This window comes from Neorhizobium sp. DAR64872/K0K18 (assembly GCF_050500175.1).
Classification (GTDB): domain Bacteria; phylum Pseudomonadota; class Alphaproteobacteria; order Rhizobiales; family Rhizobiaceae; genus Neorhizobium; species Neorhizobium soli.
Window position 1 is genome coordinate 584,501 of record NZ_CP191445.1, and the last position, 17,718, is coordinate 602,218.

Annotated in this window: 13 protein-coding genes and 4 pseudogenes; 6 read left to right on the plus strand and 11 right to left on the minus strand. The window is 55.7% G+C overall.

Features of this window, described 5'->3' with window-relative positions; all coding sequences use genetic code 11:
* Positions 1–3: 3 nt before the first annotated feature.
* The 5 genes from ACQY1P_RS02625 to ACQY1P_RS02645 form a co-directional block, all read right to left on the minus strand.
* Positions 4–570 (minus strand): hypothetical protein, encoded by a 567-nt coding sequence (locus tag ACQY1P_RS02625; RefSeq protein ID WP_430253845.1) that lies wholly within the window; start codon positions 568–570, stop codon positions 4–6.
* 101 nt (positions 571–671) lie between these two features.
* Positions 672–2,099, minus strand: coding sequence for a mannose-1-phosphate guanylyltransferase/mannose-6-phosphate isomerase (locus ACQY1P_RS02630; RefSeq protein WP_430253847.1), 1,428 nt, complete (start codon positions 2,097–2,099; stop codon positions 672–674).
* A gap of 85 nt (positions 2,100–2,184) precedes the next feature.
* Positions 2,185–3,633 carry a phosphomannomutase gene (locus ACQY1P_RS02635; RefSeq protein ID WP_430253849.1) on the minus strand — a complete coding sequence of 483 codons (1,449 nt, stop codon included), beginning with the start codon at positions 3,631–3,633 and terminating at the stop codon, positions 2,185–2,187.
* Entirely contained in the window at positions 3,630–4,598 is a 969-nt protein-coding gene (locus ACQY1P_RS02640) for an NAD-dependent epimerase/dehydratase family protein (protein ID WP_430253851.1), read from the minus strand. The genes ACQY1P_RS02635 and ACQY1P_RS02640 overlap by 4 nt, the downstream gene beginning before the upstream one ends.
* 18 nt (positions 4,599–4,616) lie before the next feature.
* The gene (locus ACQY1P_RS02645; protein ID WP_430253853.1) at positions 4,617–5,606 is read right to left on the minus strand and encodes a GDP-mannose 4,6-dehydratase; all 990 of its coding nucleotides are present in this window, start codon (positions 5,604–5,606) and stop codon (positions 4,617–4,619) included.
* A 672-nt stretch (positions 5,607–6,278) separates the two neighbouring features.
* Here ACQY1P_RS02645 and ACQY1P_RS02650 point away from each other — a divergent pair.
* Positions 6,279–7,112 carry an IS1595 family transposase gene (locus tag ACQY1P_RS02650; RefSeq protein ID WP_430253855.1) on the plus strand — a complete coding sequence of 278 codons (834 nt, stop codon included), beginning with the start codon at positions 6,279–6,281 and terminating at the stop codon, positions 7,110–7,112.
* A gap of 654 nt (positions 7,113–7,766) precedes the next feature.
* The gene (locus ACQY1P_RS02655; protein ID WP_430253856.1) at positions 7,767–8,393 is read left to right on the plus strand and encodes a metalloregulator ArsR/SmtB family transcription factor; all 627 of its coding nucleotides are present in this window, start codon (positions 7,767–7,769) and stop codon (positions 8,391–8,393) included.
* Positions 8,394–8,493: 100 nt separating this feature from the next.
* On the opposite strand, the pseudogene ACQY1P_RS02660 reads toward ACQY1P_RS02655, so the two are convergent.
* Positions 8,494–8,878, minus strand: a pseudogene (locus ACQY1P_RS02660) (integrase core domain-containing protein); the annotation flags it as partial.
* 445 nt (positions 8,879–9,323) lie between these two features.
* Positions 9,324–9,671: pseudogene (locus ACQY1P_RS02665) on the minus strand (RHE_PE00001 family protein); the annotation flags it as partial.
* 178 nt (positions 9,672–9,849) lie between these two features.
* On the opposite strand from ACQY1P_RS02665, the gene ACQY1P_RS02670 reads away from it, so the two are divergent.
* From ACQY1P_RS02670 to ACQY1P_RS02680, 3 genes and pseudogenes are all read left to right on the plus strand, one after another.
* A complete protein-coding gene (locus ACQY1P_RS02670) occupies positions 9,850–10,107 on the plus strand; it encodes a type II toxin-antitoxin system VapB family antitoxin (protein ID WP_209903951.1) in 258 nt (85 codons plus the stop codon).
* A complete protein-coding gene (locus ACQY1P_RS02675; RefSeq protein ID WP_430253858.1) occupies positions 10,104–10,508 on the plus strand; it encodes a type II toxin-antitoxin system VapC family toxin in 405 nt (134 codons plus the stop codon). Before ACQY1P_RS02670 ends, ACQY1P_RS02675 begins: the two co-directional genes overlap by 4 nt.
* Positions 10,505–11,649, plus strand: a pseudogene (locus ACQY1P_RS02680) (site-specific integrase). The gene ACQY1P_RS02675 and the pseudogene ACQY1P_RS02680 overlap by 4 nt, the downstream one beginning before the upstream one ends.
* Positions 11,650–12,299: 650 nt before the next feature.
* On the opposite strand, the pseudogene ACQY1P_RS02685 reads toward ACQY1P_RS02680, so the two are convergent.
* Positions 12,300–13,465: pseudogene (locus ACQY1P_RS02685) on the minus strand (IS3 family transposase).
* A gap of 188 nt (positions 13,466–13,653) precedes the next feature.
* On the opposite strand from ACQY1P_RS02685, the gene ACQY1P_RS02690 reads away from it, so the two are divergent.
* Entirely contained in the window at positions 13,654–14,562 is a 909-nt protein-coding gene (locus tag ACQY1P_RS02690; RefSeq protein WP_325265906.1) for a glycosyltransferase family 61 protein, read from the plus strand.
* A 113-nt stretch (positions 14,563–14,675) separates the two neighbouring features.
* Here the strand turns inward: ACQY1P_RS02690 and ACQY1P_RS02695 are convergent, their stop codons facing one another.
* Genes ACQY1P_RS02695 through ACQY1P_RS02705 form a run of 3 tightly spaced genes read right to left on the minus strand, consistent with a single transcriptional unit; the run spans position 14,676 to position 17,715 of the window.
* Positions 14,676–15,800, minus strand: a complete 1,125-nt coding sequence (locus ACQY1P_RS02695; protein WP_325265905.1) for a zinc-dependent alcohol dehydrogenase family protein — start codon at positions 15,798–15,800, stop codon at positions 14,676–14,678.
* A 39-nt stretch (positions 15,801–15,839) separates the two neighbouring features.
* Positions 15,840–16,721 carry an MBL fold metallo-hydrolase gene (locus ACQY1P_RS02700; RefSeq protein ID WP_325265904.1) on the minus strand — a complete coding sequence of 294 codons (882 nt, stop codon included), beginning with the start codon at positions 16,719–16,721 and terminating at the stop codon, positions 15,840–15,842.
* A gap of 25 nt (positions 16,722–16,746) precedes the next feature.
* The gene (locus ACQY1P_RS02705; RefSeq protein WP_430253861.1) at positions 16,747–17,715 is read right to left on the minus strand and encodes a flavin reductase; all 969 of its coding nucleotides are present in this window, start codon (positions 17,713–17,715) and stop codon (positions 16,747–16,749) included.
* Positions 17,716–17,718: the final 3 nt, after the last annotated feature.

Consider the following 17,718-nt stretch of genomic DNA (forward strand, 5'->3'; position numbering starts at 1 on the left):
GGTTTAACCGCCAGTAAGAATTTTTAGGAACCGCTTCATTGCCGCACGTATATGCGGATCAAGCTTATCATTCGACAGCGTAGTTGTATCAGACGCTTCTTCTAATCGATTTGCGGTAAGCGATGGGTCCTTTTCGAAGGATGAAATGATTATGCTTGGTCTTTCTACAATCAGTTGCTGCATTATTCGATGCTCGAAGCTCTGGAACTCGGAACTAATCGATCTTATTTCCCTGGCTGCGTCGCCGCCAGGTTTAATACTATCTGATCTAGAATAGGCCCAAAGCGCATCGACTATGTTACCTGTAATTTTCTTGAGATGGCCTAATTGCAGATAAGTATCTTCATTTCCAGGATCGAGTGTAATCGCCCGTGCATAAGCGTTGGCTGCTATCGAGAATTTATGACATTCTTTTGCGCAGTTACCCAGTTGTACCCAAGCAGCACTATTTCTTGGCGCACGTTCGGTTACATTACTATAGAGCTGCACAGCTCTCTCCCAAGCGCGTGAATCCCGCGCAGCGTCTGCCTCGCGCATTAAACGTGCCGGATTCGAACGTCTGGAGAACATTACCAATACCCTCGGTTTCTGAGTGATTAAAAACGCGGCATCCAGTGCCGCTGAGTAATGTAATCGTTCCCTGAATGGAACGACGCGACGCAGTTGCGCTTTCAGCCTCTTCCGAAGGCGTCGACCAAGCGTATGATGTCGTCTTCGCCAAGGTAGGAGCCAGTTTGCACCTCGATCATTTCGAGCAAAATCTTGCCTGGATTGGAGAGGCGGTGCACTTCACCTTGGGGAATATAAACGCTTTCGTTCTCGCGTACGGTATTCACCTCGTCCCCGATCGTTACTTCGGCGGTACCTTTAACGCAAATCCAATGTTCCGAGCGATGATGATGCTTTTGGAGAGAAAGCTTCTGGCCTGGAGTTACAAACAGGCGCTTCACCTGAAAACGGTCGCCTTTAAGGATCGAGGTATAGCCGCCCCAGGGCCGATAGGAGGTCGGGTGCGTCTCAGTCAATGCCGTCGTCGCTTTCGCGGCGGCGAGCTGCTTCACCATTTCGCCTACGTTCTGGCTCTCGTCCAAGCGTCCGACGTAAACGGCGTCCTCGCTGGCGATGACTGCCACTCCGTCAAGACCTTGCACGGCGAGATGGCCGTGACGCGACATCACAAGCGAATTCTTGGTGTTGATAAGAGTCGCGTTGCCGGAAGTGACATTGCCGGCTTGGTCTTGGCTTCCGAGCTTCCAGACGGCATCCCAACTACCCATATCGGACCAAGGGAACGACGCCTGCACAACCGCAGCGCTCACGGTTTTCTCCATCAGCGCATAGTCGATTGATATGTTCGGGCTCGCGGAAAATGTAGCCTGGTCCAGGCGTATAAAGTCGAGATCGCCAACAGCTTTCTCCACGGCAGCGGTTGCGGCACTCTCTACCTCCGGTGCGTGTAGTGCAAGTTCCTGGAGAACCTGAGCAGCCTTAAACATAAAGAACCCCGAGTTCCAGACGAAGCCGCCGCTCGCAAGCATCTTTTCGGCTTGTTGCAGCCCCGGTTTTTCGACGAAACGCTTCACCTTGGCAGCGCCGGTCGGGAGCTTATCGCCGGTTTCGATATAACCGTAGCCGGTGGAAGGCTCGGTTGGAGTAACGCCGAACGCGACGAGTTTTCCCGATGCGGCGGTTTTCTGAGCGATGCGGATGGCGTTGGTGTAGTCTTCACCTGCGCCAACTTCGTGGTCGGAGGCGAGGACTAGGATGAGAGTGTCTTCCCCGAATTTACGAACAGCGAAGGCCGCAGCGGCTCCAACCGCAGCCGCCGTATTGCGCGCCACCGGTTCAAGTAAGGTCGCGGTAAGAGCGACACCAATTTCGCGGGCCTGTTCGGCTGCAAGAAAACGGGAGTCTTCGTTCGTGACTATTACCGGAGCCTCGTAGAGGGTGGTATCAGAAACTCGCGCAAGCGTGGCCTGGAACAACGTTTGATCACCGATGAATTGGATGAACTGTTTTGGCGCTGTGGCACGTGAAAGAGGCCACAGCCGAGTGCCCCTGCCGCCGGCCATGATCACGGGAACGATTTTGCTGGTCATCGAAGAAATCTCCGGTTCTTGCTACAAAGTAATTCGACCTGTTTAAATGGAAACTGCGGCCGATATTGAGATTGAAGTTATAAATTCAGCTGCGAAGTTGGTTCTGGAGTCCGGGTTCACGAGCAGCATGCCAGTGATTGATTAAAGCAAGGCCCGCGTTCAGTAACGCCTCCGCTCCAGCATCCGTCTCCGCCTCCACATAGCAACGCATCTCAGGTGCATTGCCCGATGGCCTTAGATGTACGATCCTTCCATCGCGTAATGTTACCCGCATTCCATCGATATCGCTCGTACTAGCGATCGGGCCGATCGTCGAAAAAAAGGTTTCAAGATTTTGTTCAGAGGCGCGCAAATATTTCATCAGTGCCGCACTGGATATGACTGGAAAATTTTCGAGACGACCGGCTGCGGTGGAAGCTAGGCCAAAGCTTCCAACGATCGAGGAGAGCGGCTCCCGTCGTTCGGCACGGAGATGTAGTGAAGCAAGCACTGGTAAGAAGCTGTCCCGGGTCGGAAGCGGTGAAAAATAACCTCCGTTCCCGACGTACCGCGAGCCGTTGAGGGTTCCCCCATTGGCCTCGAAGCCAACTACGTCTGTATATCCCGCATTGAGCGCTTCCTGCATTCCGGCGATGACAAAAGGCGAACCGACCTTCGTACGAAAAACGGCGAAAACGCCGCTGGCCTCAATTGCAGAATTCGACGTGACTGGAGTAACAATCGCGTCGGCTCCCAAAAGCTTGGCGCCAATCAGGCCGAGGAGATCGCCACGTAGCGGTTTGCCGTTCTCGTCAGTCACGAGAGGCCGATCTCCGTCGCCATCAGCGGAGACAATTGCGTCTAGAGCGTGATCTTTACACCAGCCTGCAAGAAGACTGATGGTTTCCGGTGATACCGCCTCGGTATCAACCGGGACAAAATGTCCAGACCGTCCGAGCGGCACCACTTGCGCGCCGTAGCTCTCAAGTAATGAAACGAACATGTCTCGCGCCACACTTGAGTGCTGGTAGACACCAATTTTTAAGGCTGATAGCGCTCTTACCGGCAAAAGTGTCGCGTTTCGGCGAACAAACAATTTTTCCGCCTCCGCTCTGCATTCCGGCGCGGAGCTGGGTGTAGAATTTATCTCTTGCTTGTCTAGCTCGTCCGCAATCGCTGTGATTGCGGCCTCATCATGTTTGTCAATTTCGCCGTCCGGGCGATAGAATTTAATCCCATTACGATCGTCCGGAATATGCGATCCAGTAATCATCAGGCAAGCCGCACGAAGTGACATACTATATGCGGCAACCGCGGGCGTTGGAATAGGTCCACAATCCAACGGGCGCATGCCTGCGCGTTGCAAAGCGCCAATGCACGTGGCAGCAATGCCCGGACTCGACGCCCGAAAATCGCGCCCTACCAAAATACAATCGCCCGGCTGCGCAAGACCGGACTGCAGTAGGTAGTTAGCAAACGCCTGAGCATATCGGGCTGAATTTCGCCCCTCGAGATCAGTGACGAGACCGCGGAGGCCGCTTGTTCCAAATTTCATTGATGATTTCGCCCGGTAACAAGTTTCTGCTCGAGGGATACCCAGTAATTGAAGACGTCTTCAATAAGATCGTCCAAAGTATACTTCGGTTCCCAGCGCAGCAGTGAGCGCGCAGCGCTTGAGTCTGCTGCAGCATAAGGAATTTCGGACTGACGTATCCTTGCAGTATCCTGACTTACTGCAATCTCCAGCCCTGAGAGAGAAATTAATTTGTCAAGAATATATTGCACTGGCACAGGAGAACCACTTGAGAGGTTGAACACCCTACCATCTAGGTTCCTCTCCTCGTCGAGAGCGGCGTTTACATAGGCACTTGCAACATCTCGCACGTGAAGAAAGTCTCTTACTACTTCCAGTGCTCCAACCTGAACTTCTGGAAATTGTCCGCTTACTTTGATCTTGGCAATTTGGCTTGCGAATGCTGGTAATACAAAGTTCGGCGACTGCCGTGGCCCACTATGGTTGAAGGGTCGGAACCGAACCGATCGTAGCCCGTCATAGTGCATCTGGCCTAGAGCCACATCCGCCGCAGCTTTTGTCGCACCGTAGAGGCTTGTGGGTCGAAGACTAGCGCTTTCCTTTACGGACTTGGATTCATTGAACGTCGCGCCGTACACCTCTGAGCTCCCCGCATATACTAGCCGGCAGTCCGGTGCGTAACGCATTATACTCGAAGCTAAGTCGACGGTCGCTTTGAAATTTGTCTCCCACGCTGCGCCCGGATTTGCTTTTGCATCGCCAGGCGCAGCAATCGCTGCAAGGTGAATAATAGCCGTTGGCGAAACGTCTTTTAATACTCTGACCCATGCCGCAGGATCTCTCAAGTCCATGGAAAAATCGAAGCCATCCGCTCGCCCCACGCTATATACGGCAATATCGGATAACTTCGAATGCGCCCGTAAGGCATCCACAGTATAAGATCCGACAAAGCCGGATGCACCAGTTACTAATACTCGTTTTTCCAACGTTGCTTCACCGTTTCCTTAGAGTGACTTAAGGTTGGACAGCCTCTTCAAGTCCGCGTCGACCATTTCGACGATCATTTCTTCAAGCGAAATCGTAGGCGTCCAACCAAACGCCGCAGTCGCCTTCGCAGGGCTACCGAGCAAAACGTCTACCTCGGCAGGCCTGAAAAGATCAGGGTCGATCACAAGATAACGATCCATCTCGAGGTTCGCGTGCTCAAAAGCAATTTTGCACATATCTCGAACAGTAGTCGTTCGGCCTGTTGCAATCACATAGTCGTCAGCAATATCTTGCTGTACCATTAGCCACATGGCACGGACGTAATCTTTGGAGTGGCCCCAATCGCGTTTCGCGTCAATGTTCCCAAGCCGCAATTCTTGTGCCAAGCCAAGTTTAATCTTTGCAATGCAGTGGGTTACTTTTCGTGTAACGAACTCAATGCCCCGGAGCGGTGACTCGTGATTGAACAAAATGCCGCTTGAGGCGTGGAGGCCGTAGCTTTCACGGTAGTTGACGGTAATCCAATGTCCGTAGAGCTTCGCTACCGCATAAGGCGACCGAGGATAAAACGGCGTTGTTTCCGTTTGTACAGACTCTTGAATGAGGCCATACATCTCTGAAGAAGAAGCTTGATAGAACCGGGCGTTCGGACTTTCAAGGCGAATGGCTTCTAAGAGATTCACCACACCTAAACCGGTGACTTGACCGGTAAGCAACGGCTGCTGCCAAGATGATTTCACAAAAGACTGCGCTGCAAGATTATATATCTCGTCCGGTTTTACTTCACGCAGGGTGCGGATCATACCGGAAAGGTCAAGCAGGTTTCCGTCGACAATCCGTACGTCGCTGGTAATCCCAAGCCAGTCAAGCCGACTAAGATTGACATCCGACGAGCTAGAACGCCTCGCGAGACCGAATACCTCATACCCTTCCTTGAGGAGTAGGGCCGCTAGGTACGCGCCGTCTTGGCCGGTCACGCCTGTAATTAATGCTCTTTTCGCCGTCAAGGTATTCTCCGTGTAATAAACAGTGGCGCTAAAACAAGTAGCGCAGATGCATTTCCAACGAAACCTGCTTTACGCAAACGGTCGTTCAAAAACAACTGCTATATGCGTCGTCGACAGACAATCATGAGAAAATGGCAGTACCTGCTTCTGTTTGTATCCTGCTGGCGGAAATTCTACCGCGGACCCCTCAGCGCAGGCGGCTCAGTTATATCGTGGACGGTGTCCCTAGTTGCGTCTGAGCTCACGATCGCTCCCTCCGTTCCGGCATTTGGAGCATCGCGGAGTTTACGGGTCGGAGCCAGTCCGTATGGACGGTACCGTATCGTGACGCGGTTTGTTAGTCATAGCAAATTCGGACGGTTGAGGGCCGCCCTGCTTTGACCGTTGATCGCTCCAGTTGTCGTTTTGCATTTAACCATGAGATTCCGGCCCTAACAGTTTCAACAAGATGACCTGGCACTTATTTTGAGACCTGGCACTTAACTTGAAATTCCATCTTGGAGGTTGGCAGCGGCGCAACCGTGCCTGGCGGCTTGAGGCACGGCCGTGGGTCTGGGAATGCCAGAGCGTTTTGGTCGATGCTAAAGGCGAACGGACCAAGACTGGCTGCCATCATCAAACCTCGCTCATCGCCGGGATAGTGATGCACGGCACTCATCTGCCGCTGCGCAAATGGTTCCTGGCCGCTACCTTGTTGCAACTCACTCGAACGGCATGTCAGCCCTTCAGCTCCAGGCCAAGCTGGGCATCGCCAGCTATAAGTCCACCTGGCTTCTTCTCCGTAAGCTTCGTCGCGCCATGGTCGATCCGGATCGGCGGCCGTTGAGAGGCATCGTCGAGATGGACGAGACCAACGTGCCTTATCGAAGGCAGACGGACCCGGTCACGGGAGGGCAAGGCCGTAGCCCAATAGGGAAGATGGTCCTCGTCGGGGCGGTCGAGATTGTCGATAAATTCTATGCCGGGCGCATGAGGCTGCAACGCGTCCAGGTCGCGGATCGCGAGGCGCTGAAGCGGTTCATTGCCCAGAACGCCGCTCGCGGCACAGAGATCATCACCGATGGTTATAGTACCTACAAACGGCCTGCAGAGCGCAAACACAAGGCACACAATCTAAGCGCCAAGAATGCAATGCCAGCCCATATCGTCCTCAAGTGGATTCATCGCATCTTCTCCAACTTCAAGCGCTGGGCGATGGGGACATACCACGGCCTTCGGGAGAAGCACGTCGACATCTACTGCAACGAATTCGTCTTCCGCTGGAACCGCCGCCGTAGCTTCCAAACATCCATCGACACTCTTCTCGGCCTTGGCCAAAAGATCGGCCCGGTCACCCGGCGCGGCATCGTTGGCGACACCCGCAAATGGAAAGAACACGCCTTCGAGAACGGCATGGATATCTTCGACGCTCTCGACGACATCCGACAAGACGAGGAACGGCACGTGTACTTCCGTCGCAAGCCAGTGCGCCCAGCGCTACCGCTAAGGCGGAGGGACGAGGAGTGAAATACCCGCCGTTATATCCATCCGCCGAGCCTGGCACCGAACGAGATCGCCGCCGGGTATCTGCGCCACATCCCGGTCGGCTCCAAACTCACGTCCCCGCGAATGAAGTCGCCTGTGGACGGAAGACCCGAGCCTCGGCGTAGCCACCTCTCTGATCGACGCGCAGCAGCGAATCTGTCCATGTCCCTGGTGAAGCTGGGGGCCGAACGACTTCTTTGCAGTTTCTGAAAAGAACGCGGCATCCGAAGATCAGGTCGTCGGCCTTGTTTCGCTACGACAGATACAAGCCGTCCCCTACGTTTCAGGATCGTCTAATTCTCAATGGTGGTGTGAACCTGTGCGAACGGGATAAGCCTTAAAATTTGTAAGCTACAGCGGTAACCTTTATTTTCTAGGAGCAGACGCCTGCTACGCCAAGGCGACTCGTTGCAAGTTAAATAGCATTTGCTATGTTTTCAACATCTAGATAAAAGATACTATAAAATATAATTTGTATTATTGTTGAGGATGAGAGGTTGCCTAATAAAGATCTTGGTAATGGAGCTATAATTGCTGCGACAACACGCATCGTTGCGGGCTATGTTTCAAATAACGTGCTTCCACGATCGGAACTTCCGAACGTCATTGCAAAAACGTTATTCGCCATTAAGAATCTTGATCATCGACCTGACGCTAAAAGAAGAGCCAGCAAACCGGTTGCCCGCGGTTCCGATCCACGAATCAATCCATAATCATTATTTGGTCAGTCTAGAAGACGGGCGGCGGTTCAGGTCACTGAGGCGGCATTTGATGAGCAGTTATGGTTTGACACCAGCAATGTACCGATCGAAGTGGGGCCTTCCGAGGGACTATCCAATGGTGGCGCCTAGTTTCGCAGCGGAGCGTTCGGAGTTGTCAAAAGCGACTTACTCACGTAACCGGCGCCATGAATCATCGACGGAAGTTGAGGATGCGATGATGACGCTACCCAGCATGGACGTTGAGATGGCCGCCAATCTCTTATTAGCGATGGGGAACGAGAAGCGCATGCTTGTGCTCGATATCATCAGTAGAGAGGAAACATCTGTAGGAAGGTTGGCCGTCATGGCGAATATAACCCTATCATCTCTGTCTCAGCACCTCACCAAATTAAGAAATTTCAAGCTCGTGCAGACCCGGCGCGACGCCCAGACGATATACTACAGAAGCGAATCCGAGGAAGTCAGGAAATTGCTGGCAACGGTCTACGAGATCTACGATGTAGCGCTGCCTGTTTATCAGTCTAAGGGGGCTTGGTGTTGACCTGAGACCCACTTTTCTTCCTTGTTTCGGGAGAGTATTGGATTTTTGGAATCTCGCCTCATGCGGCTGGTTTTCCATGGCCATTTTGATTGCGAACCACTGGGGTGATGTTGCCCAGCGACGAGTGCCGTCTGTTTCTATTGTAAGCCCCTTCCATTTAGTGGTGTCGGCGCAGGCTTGAGCAAGCGACGAGAACAGGGTCTCGTTCAGGGACTCGTCGCGGAAGCTGCCGTTGAAGCTCGGAAAAGCCGTTTTGCAGATGCTTGCCGGGGACGATGTAATACCATTAGACGGTGGTCTCATTGCACCATTTGAGGACGGCCATACTCGTCATCTCCGCGCCGTTGTCAGAGACGATCGTTCTCGGCTTTCCCCGTCTGACGATGAGCCTGTCCAGTTCGCAGGACAGGGATGTGTCTCACCAGACACAAGCATTCGCGCGTGTAGTCGTCGACAACCGCCGAGACCCGAACGCGGCGACCGTCGATGAAGGCATTCGCACGCTCGACCGGTCGATGGACAAAACCTCGCACGCCCGACGCTGGATCACCTCATGCTGCATGCAGACATGAGCCACAGCGTCCCGCTTAACATCGGAAGTCACCAGTGATGGGATGGTCCGCCTCGTCCTCGCAAAGCATTATGAGGCTGTCAAACGAACGACGTAGCAATACCACAATGCAATGTGCTGCGTTCAGCGGCTTTCTACGGAACTGATAGCGGTAGGAACATCTTCCACGTCGTCGGTGTCGAAGCGACGGCGTGCCAATTTAGAAGGTTCGTTTCCGACTCGACACGCTACTGCCATCCTCGAGAGAGCAGCGTGACCGATCGTACGAATGGAATTCCGCGCAGGTTCTCAATGGATTGCTAGGAGAAATACAGGCGGTCGGCACAAGGAAATGCTGCTATCCACGCCTGCCCTGGATACGTCTGGCGGAGGCCCGTGCAGGCCTCCCTTCTAACGGCCCGGGCTGCGGGTTGTGAACATATCCGCCGGCGGGTGCACAAGACGCCGCGGCCGATGGTCAGCTCGTGCGTCGGCGTGCGAATATCCTTCGCGGCGTCGTGGAGACGAGCTCTTCGAAGGACGAGTTCTCCGTCGATCCACAACGAGCCGCAGGCGTCGTTGAATTGGGAGCGCTCAATCCATCCCTGACCGACTTGTGAACGGGCGATCCGCTCGTCCAGACGCGCAATAACGATACCAGCGTGAAAAGCCGGCCGCATCAGGGCTGTCATAATGATTTTCGCGAGATCGTAAGCCATTGAAATTATGATAAATTATTCCTGTACGAACGCTATCCGCCTATTATGGTTCCTCATATGGTATCATAGTGGGTTGGTACTCTAACCCTCGATAAGTATCCCTTATCGAGGGTTAGCCATCTATGGTAATTTTCCTGCCATCTGAGGTGTAATCTCTATATTGAAGCCACGATTCACGAGGCACACCATGTCCGAACCGCAGCTCTCCATTCGCAGCAGCAAGGCCCGAGATCTGGCCCATTCTCTCTCCCGCCGCACTGGCCAGCCGATCAACCGGCTGGTCGAACTGGCACTCGAGCGTTACGACCAGGAGCTGCGCGCTGACAACATCCGCTATCCCATGGACGCAGTATGGGATCTGGCAGCCGAGGATCTACGCAATGTCGCACCCGGCACGACGTCCAATCACGATGACTTCTACGATGAGAACGGTCTGCCGATATGATTTCCGTCGATACGTCTGTTATTATCGCGATATCGATGAAAGACCCGGAAGCAGATGTGTTCAGACCACTGATGGGACGCGAGGCGGTCATCATCGGTTGGCCGACCTTGCTTGAGGCAAGGATGGTCCTGTCGGGTAAAGGATTCGTCAGTGCCGCCAAAATGATCGGGCGACTTGCCGAAACTGCGAATGTCACGACTGTCGCTTTCGATGAGAAACACTACCGAGCAGCAGAAGAGGCTTTCGAGCGTTTTGGCCGTGGTCGTCATCCAGCTGCGCTCAATATGGGCGACTGTTTCTCGTACGCTGTTGCCGCTGTTGCCAAGGCGCCGCTCCTGTTCAAGGGGCATGACTTCGGCCACACTGATCTCAAACTGCATCCCGCGTCGTCGATGGCATGACAAGCACTGGCTCAGATCCGGTCGATCGCCGTGCCCACGAACTCGATACGATTGCAGCAGTACTGACTCTCGAGCGCCGCGATGAACTTGCCGAGTTGCTCACCGATCAGGACGTCGCAACACTGCGCCATCTGGTCAACGAGGGCATGGGCGAAAATACCCTTCGAGCCCTGGCGTCTGATCTTGCCTATCTGCAGGCCTGGTCGCTGGCAGCACTTGGCAAATCTCTGCCCTGGCCGGCGCCCGAAGCCCTGCTCCTAAAATTCGTCGCCCATCATCTGTGGAACCCGCAGAAGCGCGAAACCGATCCGGATCACGGGATGCCGACAGAGGTGGAGCGGAACCTCCGAAGCCAAGGTTTTCTAAAGTCGGCAGGCCGCATGCACCCGATACCGTGCGCCGGCGCCTCGCCACGTGGTCGACGCTCACGACATGGCGCGGACTGACCGGCGTCTTCGCCTCCCCTGCCCTCAAGTCCGCGATACGGCTCGCTGTGCGGGCGACTCCGCGACAACGTCGGCGAAAGAGCAACAAGGCTGTTACCGGCGATGTCCTTGGCAAGATGCTGGCAACCTGCAGCACCGACAGCTTGCGCGACATCCGTGATCGGGCAATCCTGATGGTCGCTTTCGCCTCGGGCGGTCGGCGCCGCAGCGAGATTGCCGCCATGCGCGTCGAACAGTTGACGGTCGAGCCATCGATCGACGTTCCAGAAGGCTCTCCCCTCCCCTCGCTTTCGATCCATCTCGGCCGCACGAAGACATCTGGCGCCGATCATGACGAGGTCGTTTATCTCACGGGCCGACCCGTCAATGCGCTGAATGCCTGGCTTGCGGCAGCCAGGATCGACAAGGGCAGCATATTTCGAAAGGTGGACCGCTGGGGCAACCTCTCTAACCGGCCTCTGGAGCCCGGCGCGGTCAATGCGATCGTCAAGCAGCGGGCTGAAATGGCCGGGCTCGAGACTGGAGAGTTTTCCGCACATGGGCTGCGATCAGGATATCTGACGGAGGCCGCTAATCGCGGCATTCCGCTGCCCGAAGCGATGGAGCAGTCTCGACATCGTTCGGTCCAGCAGGCGTCTAGCTATTACAACAGCGCGACCAGAAGAACGGGGCGAGCTGCGCGTCTTATCAGCTAAAACGGTCGGCTCGCACAAGCGTACGTTCCAGCTGCTCATGACTTTATGCAGCGTTCGCTCCTGCCCTGGCGCAAATTCCACCATCGACGACAGCGAGCAGCCCTGCCGAGGAGATCCAGACTGCGGAGATCACTGAGCGCAACGGCCAGCGGGATGGGGAAGTCACGCCGTTCGGTTTGTCCGTGGTTGAAATATTGAGACTCGCGAAGGAACGGTTCTTGCAGGCTCGCCTCAATCCGGAGGCTCACCTCGTCATCCGCCATAGCAGATTGGTCGCGCTTATATGTTTGCAGGTAGAGGAAGAGTGTTAGATGCGAAGGAAGCGGAGAAATGACGCTCTTGTCAGCCGTAATTTTCGTCTTTTCTCCAACGTTTTCAATTTGTTGCGGCTATTGATAGGGCTTTCGGTCGTAGTTAGGATACATCTTGGTTTGTTGACCTCATCTCTCCGTCGTCAGACCTGACGAGACATAGGTGTGTGCGACATGACGCCGCGCAATTGCCCTGCCGAATTGCTCAGCGGAGACCATCCCGCGCCCGAATATCACACCTTAAGATCTTCGCCTGCTTTCGGTAGCTGGTGATGGTGCTGTTACTGGCGCCTGCAGCAGCATGACTGAATAGCCCCGAGTTTCCTAGACACCCTCGGGTTAAGTTTTCTGCCGCTTTTCGAACTCTACGGGCGACAGCATCCCGTTTCTGACATGTTTGCGCTTCGGGTTGTAGAACATCTCAATGTAGTCGAACACGTCCTGCCTGGCTTCGTCTCTTGAGCGATAGACCTTTCGGCGTATCCGCTCCCGCTTCAACAGATTGAAGAAGCTCTCAGCGACGGCATTGTCATGGCAGTTGCCCCGTCGGCTCATCGAATGACCCAGATTGTGGTGCTTCAGGAACGCTGCCCAGTCCATACTGGTGAATTGCGATCCCTGATCCGAATGCACCAGAACCTTTTCCTTTGGCTTTCGCCTCCAGACAGCCATCAGCAACGCCTGCAGCACGACATCCGTTGTCTGACGGCTCTGCATCGACCAGCCGATAACACGGCGGGAATAGAGATCGATCACCACCGCGAGATAGGCGAAGCCTTCGTTGGTCCGGATGTAGGTGATGTCCGTGACCCACGCCTTGTCCGGAGCAGCAACGTCGAATTGACGGTCCAGAGTGTTGTCGATGACAATGGAAGGCCTGCCGCCATCAACTCCGGGACGGCGCTTGTAGCCGATCTGAGCCTTTATCCCGGCAATCCGCCTCAGACGCGCAACCTGGTTGGGGCAGCATGTCTCGCGTGATCGAGCAGGTCGCCATGAAGCTTGCGATACCCGTAGACCCTGCCGCTCTCTTCCCAAGCCGTCTGGAGCAGATCGATCTGCCGCTTGTCCTCACAGGCACGCTTGCTCAAGGGCATCCGAAGCCAGGCATAAAACCCGCTGGGATGGATGCGGAACAGGCGACACATCATTCGCACCGAGAACCGCTGTTGATGCTGGGCAACGAACGCGTACTTCACTCATTGCCCGGCAGACGATGTTTACATCGTCGAGAGGGGTGCATCCCTGGCGAAATACGCGGTCAATTTTTTTAATATGTCGCGCTCCTCCGTGACCCGCGCCAGTTCCTTTTTAAGCTCCCTGATCTCTTCGGACTGGTCGTTACCCTGGTTCCCAGACGCCAAAGAGAACTTCTTCTTCCACTCATAAAGCGAGTGCGGGCTTACACCGAGCCGCTGCGAAACCTCCGCAACCGGATAGCCCCGTTCCGTGATCTGACGCACCGCGTCGCGCTTAAACTCTTCGCTGAAATTCGATTTGCTCATGGTGATCTTCTTGCCTCAAAATTAGGAAAGAAGGCGTCTACAAATCTTGGGGCTATTCAGGGATATTCAGCGTATCCATTCACGATCTCCATCGTGAGATCATTCTAAACTCAACATCCCCTGGGTTCGATGCACCGCCCCCGAAGGTCCTGCATAAGGATCTCATTCCGGAAGGCCCGCATAACGCCATGCTGCCGGCATGGACAACGCGGACCTTTGAACCGCATCCGCTTCATGTTGTTCGACTGTTTGATGTCTATCTTACCGGCGAAGGTCTTTTGTTTGATCGCAACAAAAACTTGATTTCGGAGAGCGTGACTCAGTACGAGCCGGCAGGGATAGCGGAGGCGCACCGCCGGGTTCTTGATGCCACGGATCCCCGCACGGAATGGGGTTCCTGCGTTCTTCTTCGCAAACGCGGTGATTCAAACTACGGTCACTGGATGATAGAGCTGCTTCCAAAGCTATGGGCAACAGAAGACCTGTGTAGAATCGACGACTGCGTGATACCGAGGCGTTCAGGTGCCATGGAAGCGGTGATGAAAACCGCTTTGCGGCTATCGTCGAATGGTTCTTACGGTTTGATCGAACATTCGGATGATGAGGTCATCTTTTTCAAGCAGTTGCTCTTTGTGGAAGGACTAACCGCGCACGGCGTGTATATGTCGCCCCTCGTCTTTGCAAAGACAGACAAGCTGATTACAGGCAGCGCAGATCCCAAGAAGATTTTTGTTAGCCGTCGCGGCGCGCCCCGTGATCTTGCCAACGAAGACGAAGTGATCGCGTCTTTGATGGCAGTCGGCTTCGAAGTTGTCCATCCTGGTGGCATGTCTTTGGAAGAGCAGGCAACGACGTTTGCCAGGGCCAGTCATGTCGTCGGGGTAATGGGAGCCGGCTTAACGAACATAATGTTTTGCGCTCCGGGTGCAAAGGTGATCAATCTTGCACCTGCGACTTTTCCAGACACCTTTTTCTACCTGATCGCGCAGAACCGAAAGCTGGATTACACAGAGATCCGCGGCACGAATCTTACTGAAGGACCAGGCTGGGATCAGCCCTTCCTAATTTCACCACAGGATATTGTGGGATGCCTATGACATCCGAAATCCTGGCGTAGTTCTTGTCATGTCAGACGAGAACCTTCCCTCGGTTCTCGTGCTCCAATTGTTACAAACAAGCAGGTGATCGTCTCTACCGCTCAAGCCCGCCGTCACATTTGCACAACCAGCCGGATCACTTCGCCCCGATGCAAGCGGTCGAAACCTTCGTTGATCTCGTCGAGCGGGATCTCGCCGCTGAGAAGCTTGTTCACCGGCAGGCGCCCGGACTTGTAGAGAGCAACGTAGCGCGGAATGTCGCGGACGGGGACGCAGGTGCCGATATAGCTGCCCTTCAGCGTTCGCTCCTCGGCGACAAGACTGACGATGTTGAGGGGAAGCGTCGCGGTGGGTGCCGGCAGTCCGGCCGTCACCGTCGTCCCGCCGCGCCGTGTCATCCTGTAGGCGCTCTCCAGCGCCTTTTCGGAACCGGCAAACTCGAAAGCAAAATCAGCGCCGCCATTGGTGAGCTGCCGAACCTTGTCGACCGCGTCCGCATCGCGTGCATTGACAGTCGCCGTCGCGCCCAGATCGCGGGCGATGCTCAGCTTGTCATCCGAGAGGTCGACGGCGATGACTTGCGCCGCACCCGCCGAAATAGCTCCCAGCAGAGCGGCAAGCCCGACCCCGCCGAGGCCGATGATCACCGTGGTCTGGCCTGCCTGGACCTTCGCCGTATTCACCACCGCGCCGACGCCGGTCAGGACCGCGCAGCCGAAGAGCGCTGCTTCGTTGAACGGCAGGTCCTTGTCGATCTTGACGATCGAGCGGCGCGACACGACCGCGTGTTCGGCAAAAGCCGAGCAACCGATGTGATGATGGACCGGCTCGCCATGCGATTTCAGCCGAATGCTGCCTGTCAGTAGTGTGCCCTTGCCGTTTGCTGCAGCGCCCGGTTCGCAGAGCGCCGGTCTTCCTTCCGCACAGGGAAGGCAGTGGCCGCAGCTTGGCACGAAGGCAAGCACGACGTGATCGCCGACCTCAAGATCCTCGACACCTTCACCCAGCTCCACCACTTCGCCCGCGGCCTCGTGACCGATTGCCATCGGCAGCGGTCGCGGCCGGCTTCCGTTGATCACCGAGAGATCCGAGTGGCAGAGCCCTGCGGCACGAATGCGCACAAGCACCTCTCCCTGCCCCGGCGGATCGAGATCCAGCTCGGCGATTTCAAGCGGCTTGCTCTTTGCATAAGGCATGCTCGCGCCTGTCTGGCGAAGCGTTGCGGCTCGGATCTTCATGTCATACCTCTCTGGAATTTGGAATGCGGCGTGTGAAAACTAGCATTGTCTGCACCGCATGCGAAAACTTCCGCCGTCGGTTTCGATCTGCGTGGCGTGTGGCACCAGGAAATGCCCCGTCATCAGCATAGTCTCTGTATCGGCGATATCGCCCAGCAATGCTGCCCGCGTAAGCGCGGACTGGGCCTGATTTTCGCAGCCCATGCAACTCAGTTGCGGATATTTGAGCTGGATCGGGTGATGGATGATATCGCCTGAAAACACGCATTCGCGGCCATTGGAATGCAGCCATATTGCGACATGGCCAGGCGTGTGGCCCGGCGCCGGTTTGAACGTGAGGCAGCCATCCAGTTCATACCCATCGTCGACCAGCACGACCTGACCGGTCTCCACGACGGGCAGAACGCTGTCGCTATAGGCTGCAAGATGATGGCCGCCGGGATCGGAGCCGTATTTCTCGGCCCAGTAATCGTACTCTGTGCGGCCAAAGATGTATTTGGCATTCGGGAAGGTCGGAACCCAGCGTCCGTCGATCAGCCTTGTGTTCCAGCCGACATGATCGGCGTGGAGATGGGTGCAACAGACATAATCGATGTCCTCGGGCTCAACGCCTGTTGCGCGAAGACGCTCGAGAAACGGGGTCGAAAGGTTGGACCACTGGGCGCGAGCGTGCCGTTCCTTGTCGTTGCCGACGCAGGTATCGATCAGGATCTTGTGCCGGCCGGTGTCGACCAGCCAGGCATGGATGCTGAGCCTGATCCGATCGCTATCGGCATCGTAGAACGCCGGTGCAAGCCAGGAACGCTCGCGCTCGAGGATCTCGTCCGTAACGAGAGGGAAGAACGTCTTCATCCGGAACGATGTATCTTCCAGCTCCCATATGGCCGAAACCGTGATGTCTCCAATGGCAAAACGGGTCATGAAAATCTCCGAAGTTCGGGCCTGCTCACGCGCTCGCGACAGCTGCCTGTTGCCGGACCGGAGGCCAACCGGAATCAGTCGATGTCGCAAGCCGGTTCAGCAGCTGTTTCAGCACCCAGACCTCGTTTTCGTCGAGAAGCGCAAGGCAGTCGGCTTCGGCAGCCTTCAGCATGGCGACGATCTCCATCATCGCCTTGCGTCCCGCGCCCGTCAGATGCACACGCCGTGGTCCTGTCCCGTCGATCTCGATCAACCCTTCGGCCTCGAGCTTTGCCATCGTCTCGTCGGTAATCTCGTCTCCGCGGGAGCGACCGATCTCGCTGATGGTGTCGAGTGTCCTGCCATCCTCATGGCCGAGCAGCGTCAGCACGGCATAGTCCGCGCCGCTCCATCCGCGCCGCCGGCGTTCGACCACCGCGTCGTTGCGGATCTGGTAGAAGACCCGTGAGATCTGGTAGATGAAATCATCGGGCGAGAGACTGCTTTCGGTTTTCTCGAACGAGGTGTTTTCGCCGGCGTGGCGAATGAGCCGGCCGTATTGCCCGCCATGGAAGACCAGCGGCGGTGTGCTCGAATGCTCGAACCCGGTGATCTCGCCCACGAAAATGATATGGTCCCCGCCTTCATACTGATGGGCGGTCCGGCATTCGAAACGGGCAGCGCAGTCTTTGAGCAGCGGAATGTCGCCGTCTCCCCTCTCCACGGTCAGCCCCTCGAACTTGTCTTCCTTCTTGCTGGCGAAAAGACCGGAGATGTCGCTCTGTTCGGCTGACAGGATGTGAACTGCGAAATGGCCCGCCTGCCGGAAATCGTCGAAGCTCGAGGATGTCTTGGCAAGGCTCCAGAGGATCATCGGCGGATCGAGCGACACCGAGCTGAAGCTGTTTGCGGTGCGTCCGATATACTGCCCGTCCGCGGATCGGGTGGTGACGACGGTCACGCCGGTCGCGAAGGATCCAAGCGCGTTTCGGAGAATGCGGGGGTCGTTGGACATGGT

What these genes read in the sequence shown, in the direction of transcription:
- ACQY1P_RS02650 (WP_430253855.1), top strand. Translation starts at nt 6,279, where the DNA reads ATGGTTCCTGGCCGCTACCTTGTTGCAACTCACTCGAACGGCATGTCA.
- ACQY1P_RS02675 (WP_430253858.1), top strand. Translation starts at nt 10,104, where the DNA reads ATGATTTCCGTCGATACGTCTGTTATTATCGCGATATCGATGAAAGAC.
- ACQY1P_RS02630 (WP_430253847.1), bottom strand. Translation starts at nt 2,099, where the DNA reads ATGACCAGCAAAATCGTTCCCGTGATCATGGCCGGCGGCAGGGGCACT.
- ACQY1P_RS02700 (WP_325265904.1), bottom strand. Translation starts at nt 16,721, where the DNA reads ATGACCCGTTTTGCCATTGGAGACATCACGGTTTCGGCCATATGGGAG.
- ACQY1P_RS02695 (WP_325265905.1), bottom strand. Translation starts at nt 15,800, where the DNA reads ATGAAGATCCGAGCCGCAACGCTTCGCCAGACAGGCGCGAGCATGCCT.
- ACQY1P_RS02705 (WP_430253861.1), bottom strand. Translation starts at nt 17,715, where the DNA reads ATGTCCAACGACCCCCGCATTCTCCGAAACGCGCTTGGATCCTTCGCG.
- ACQY1P_RS02625 (WP_430253845.1), bottom strand. Translation starts at nt 570, where the DNA reads ATGTTCTCCAGACGTTCGAATCCGGCACGTTTAATGCGCGAGGCAGAC.
- ACQY1P_RS02690 (WP_325265906.1), top strand. Translation starts at nt 13,654, where the DNA reads ATGCTGCCGGCATGGACAACGCGGACCTTTGAACCGCATCCGCTTCAT.
- ACQY1P_RS02670 (WP_209903951.1), top strand. Translation starts at nt 9,850, where the DNA reads ATGTCCGAACCGCAGCTCTCCATTCGCAGCAGCAAGGCCCGAGATCTG.
- ACQY1P_RS02635 (WP_430253849.1), bottom strand. Translation starts at nt 3,633, where the DNA reads ATGAAATTTGGAACAAGCGGCCTCCGCGGTCTCGTCACTGATCTCGAG.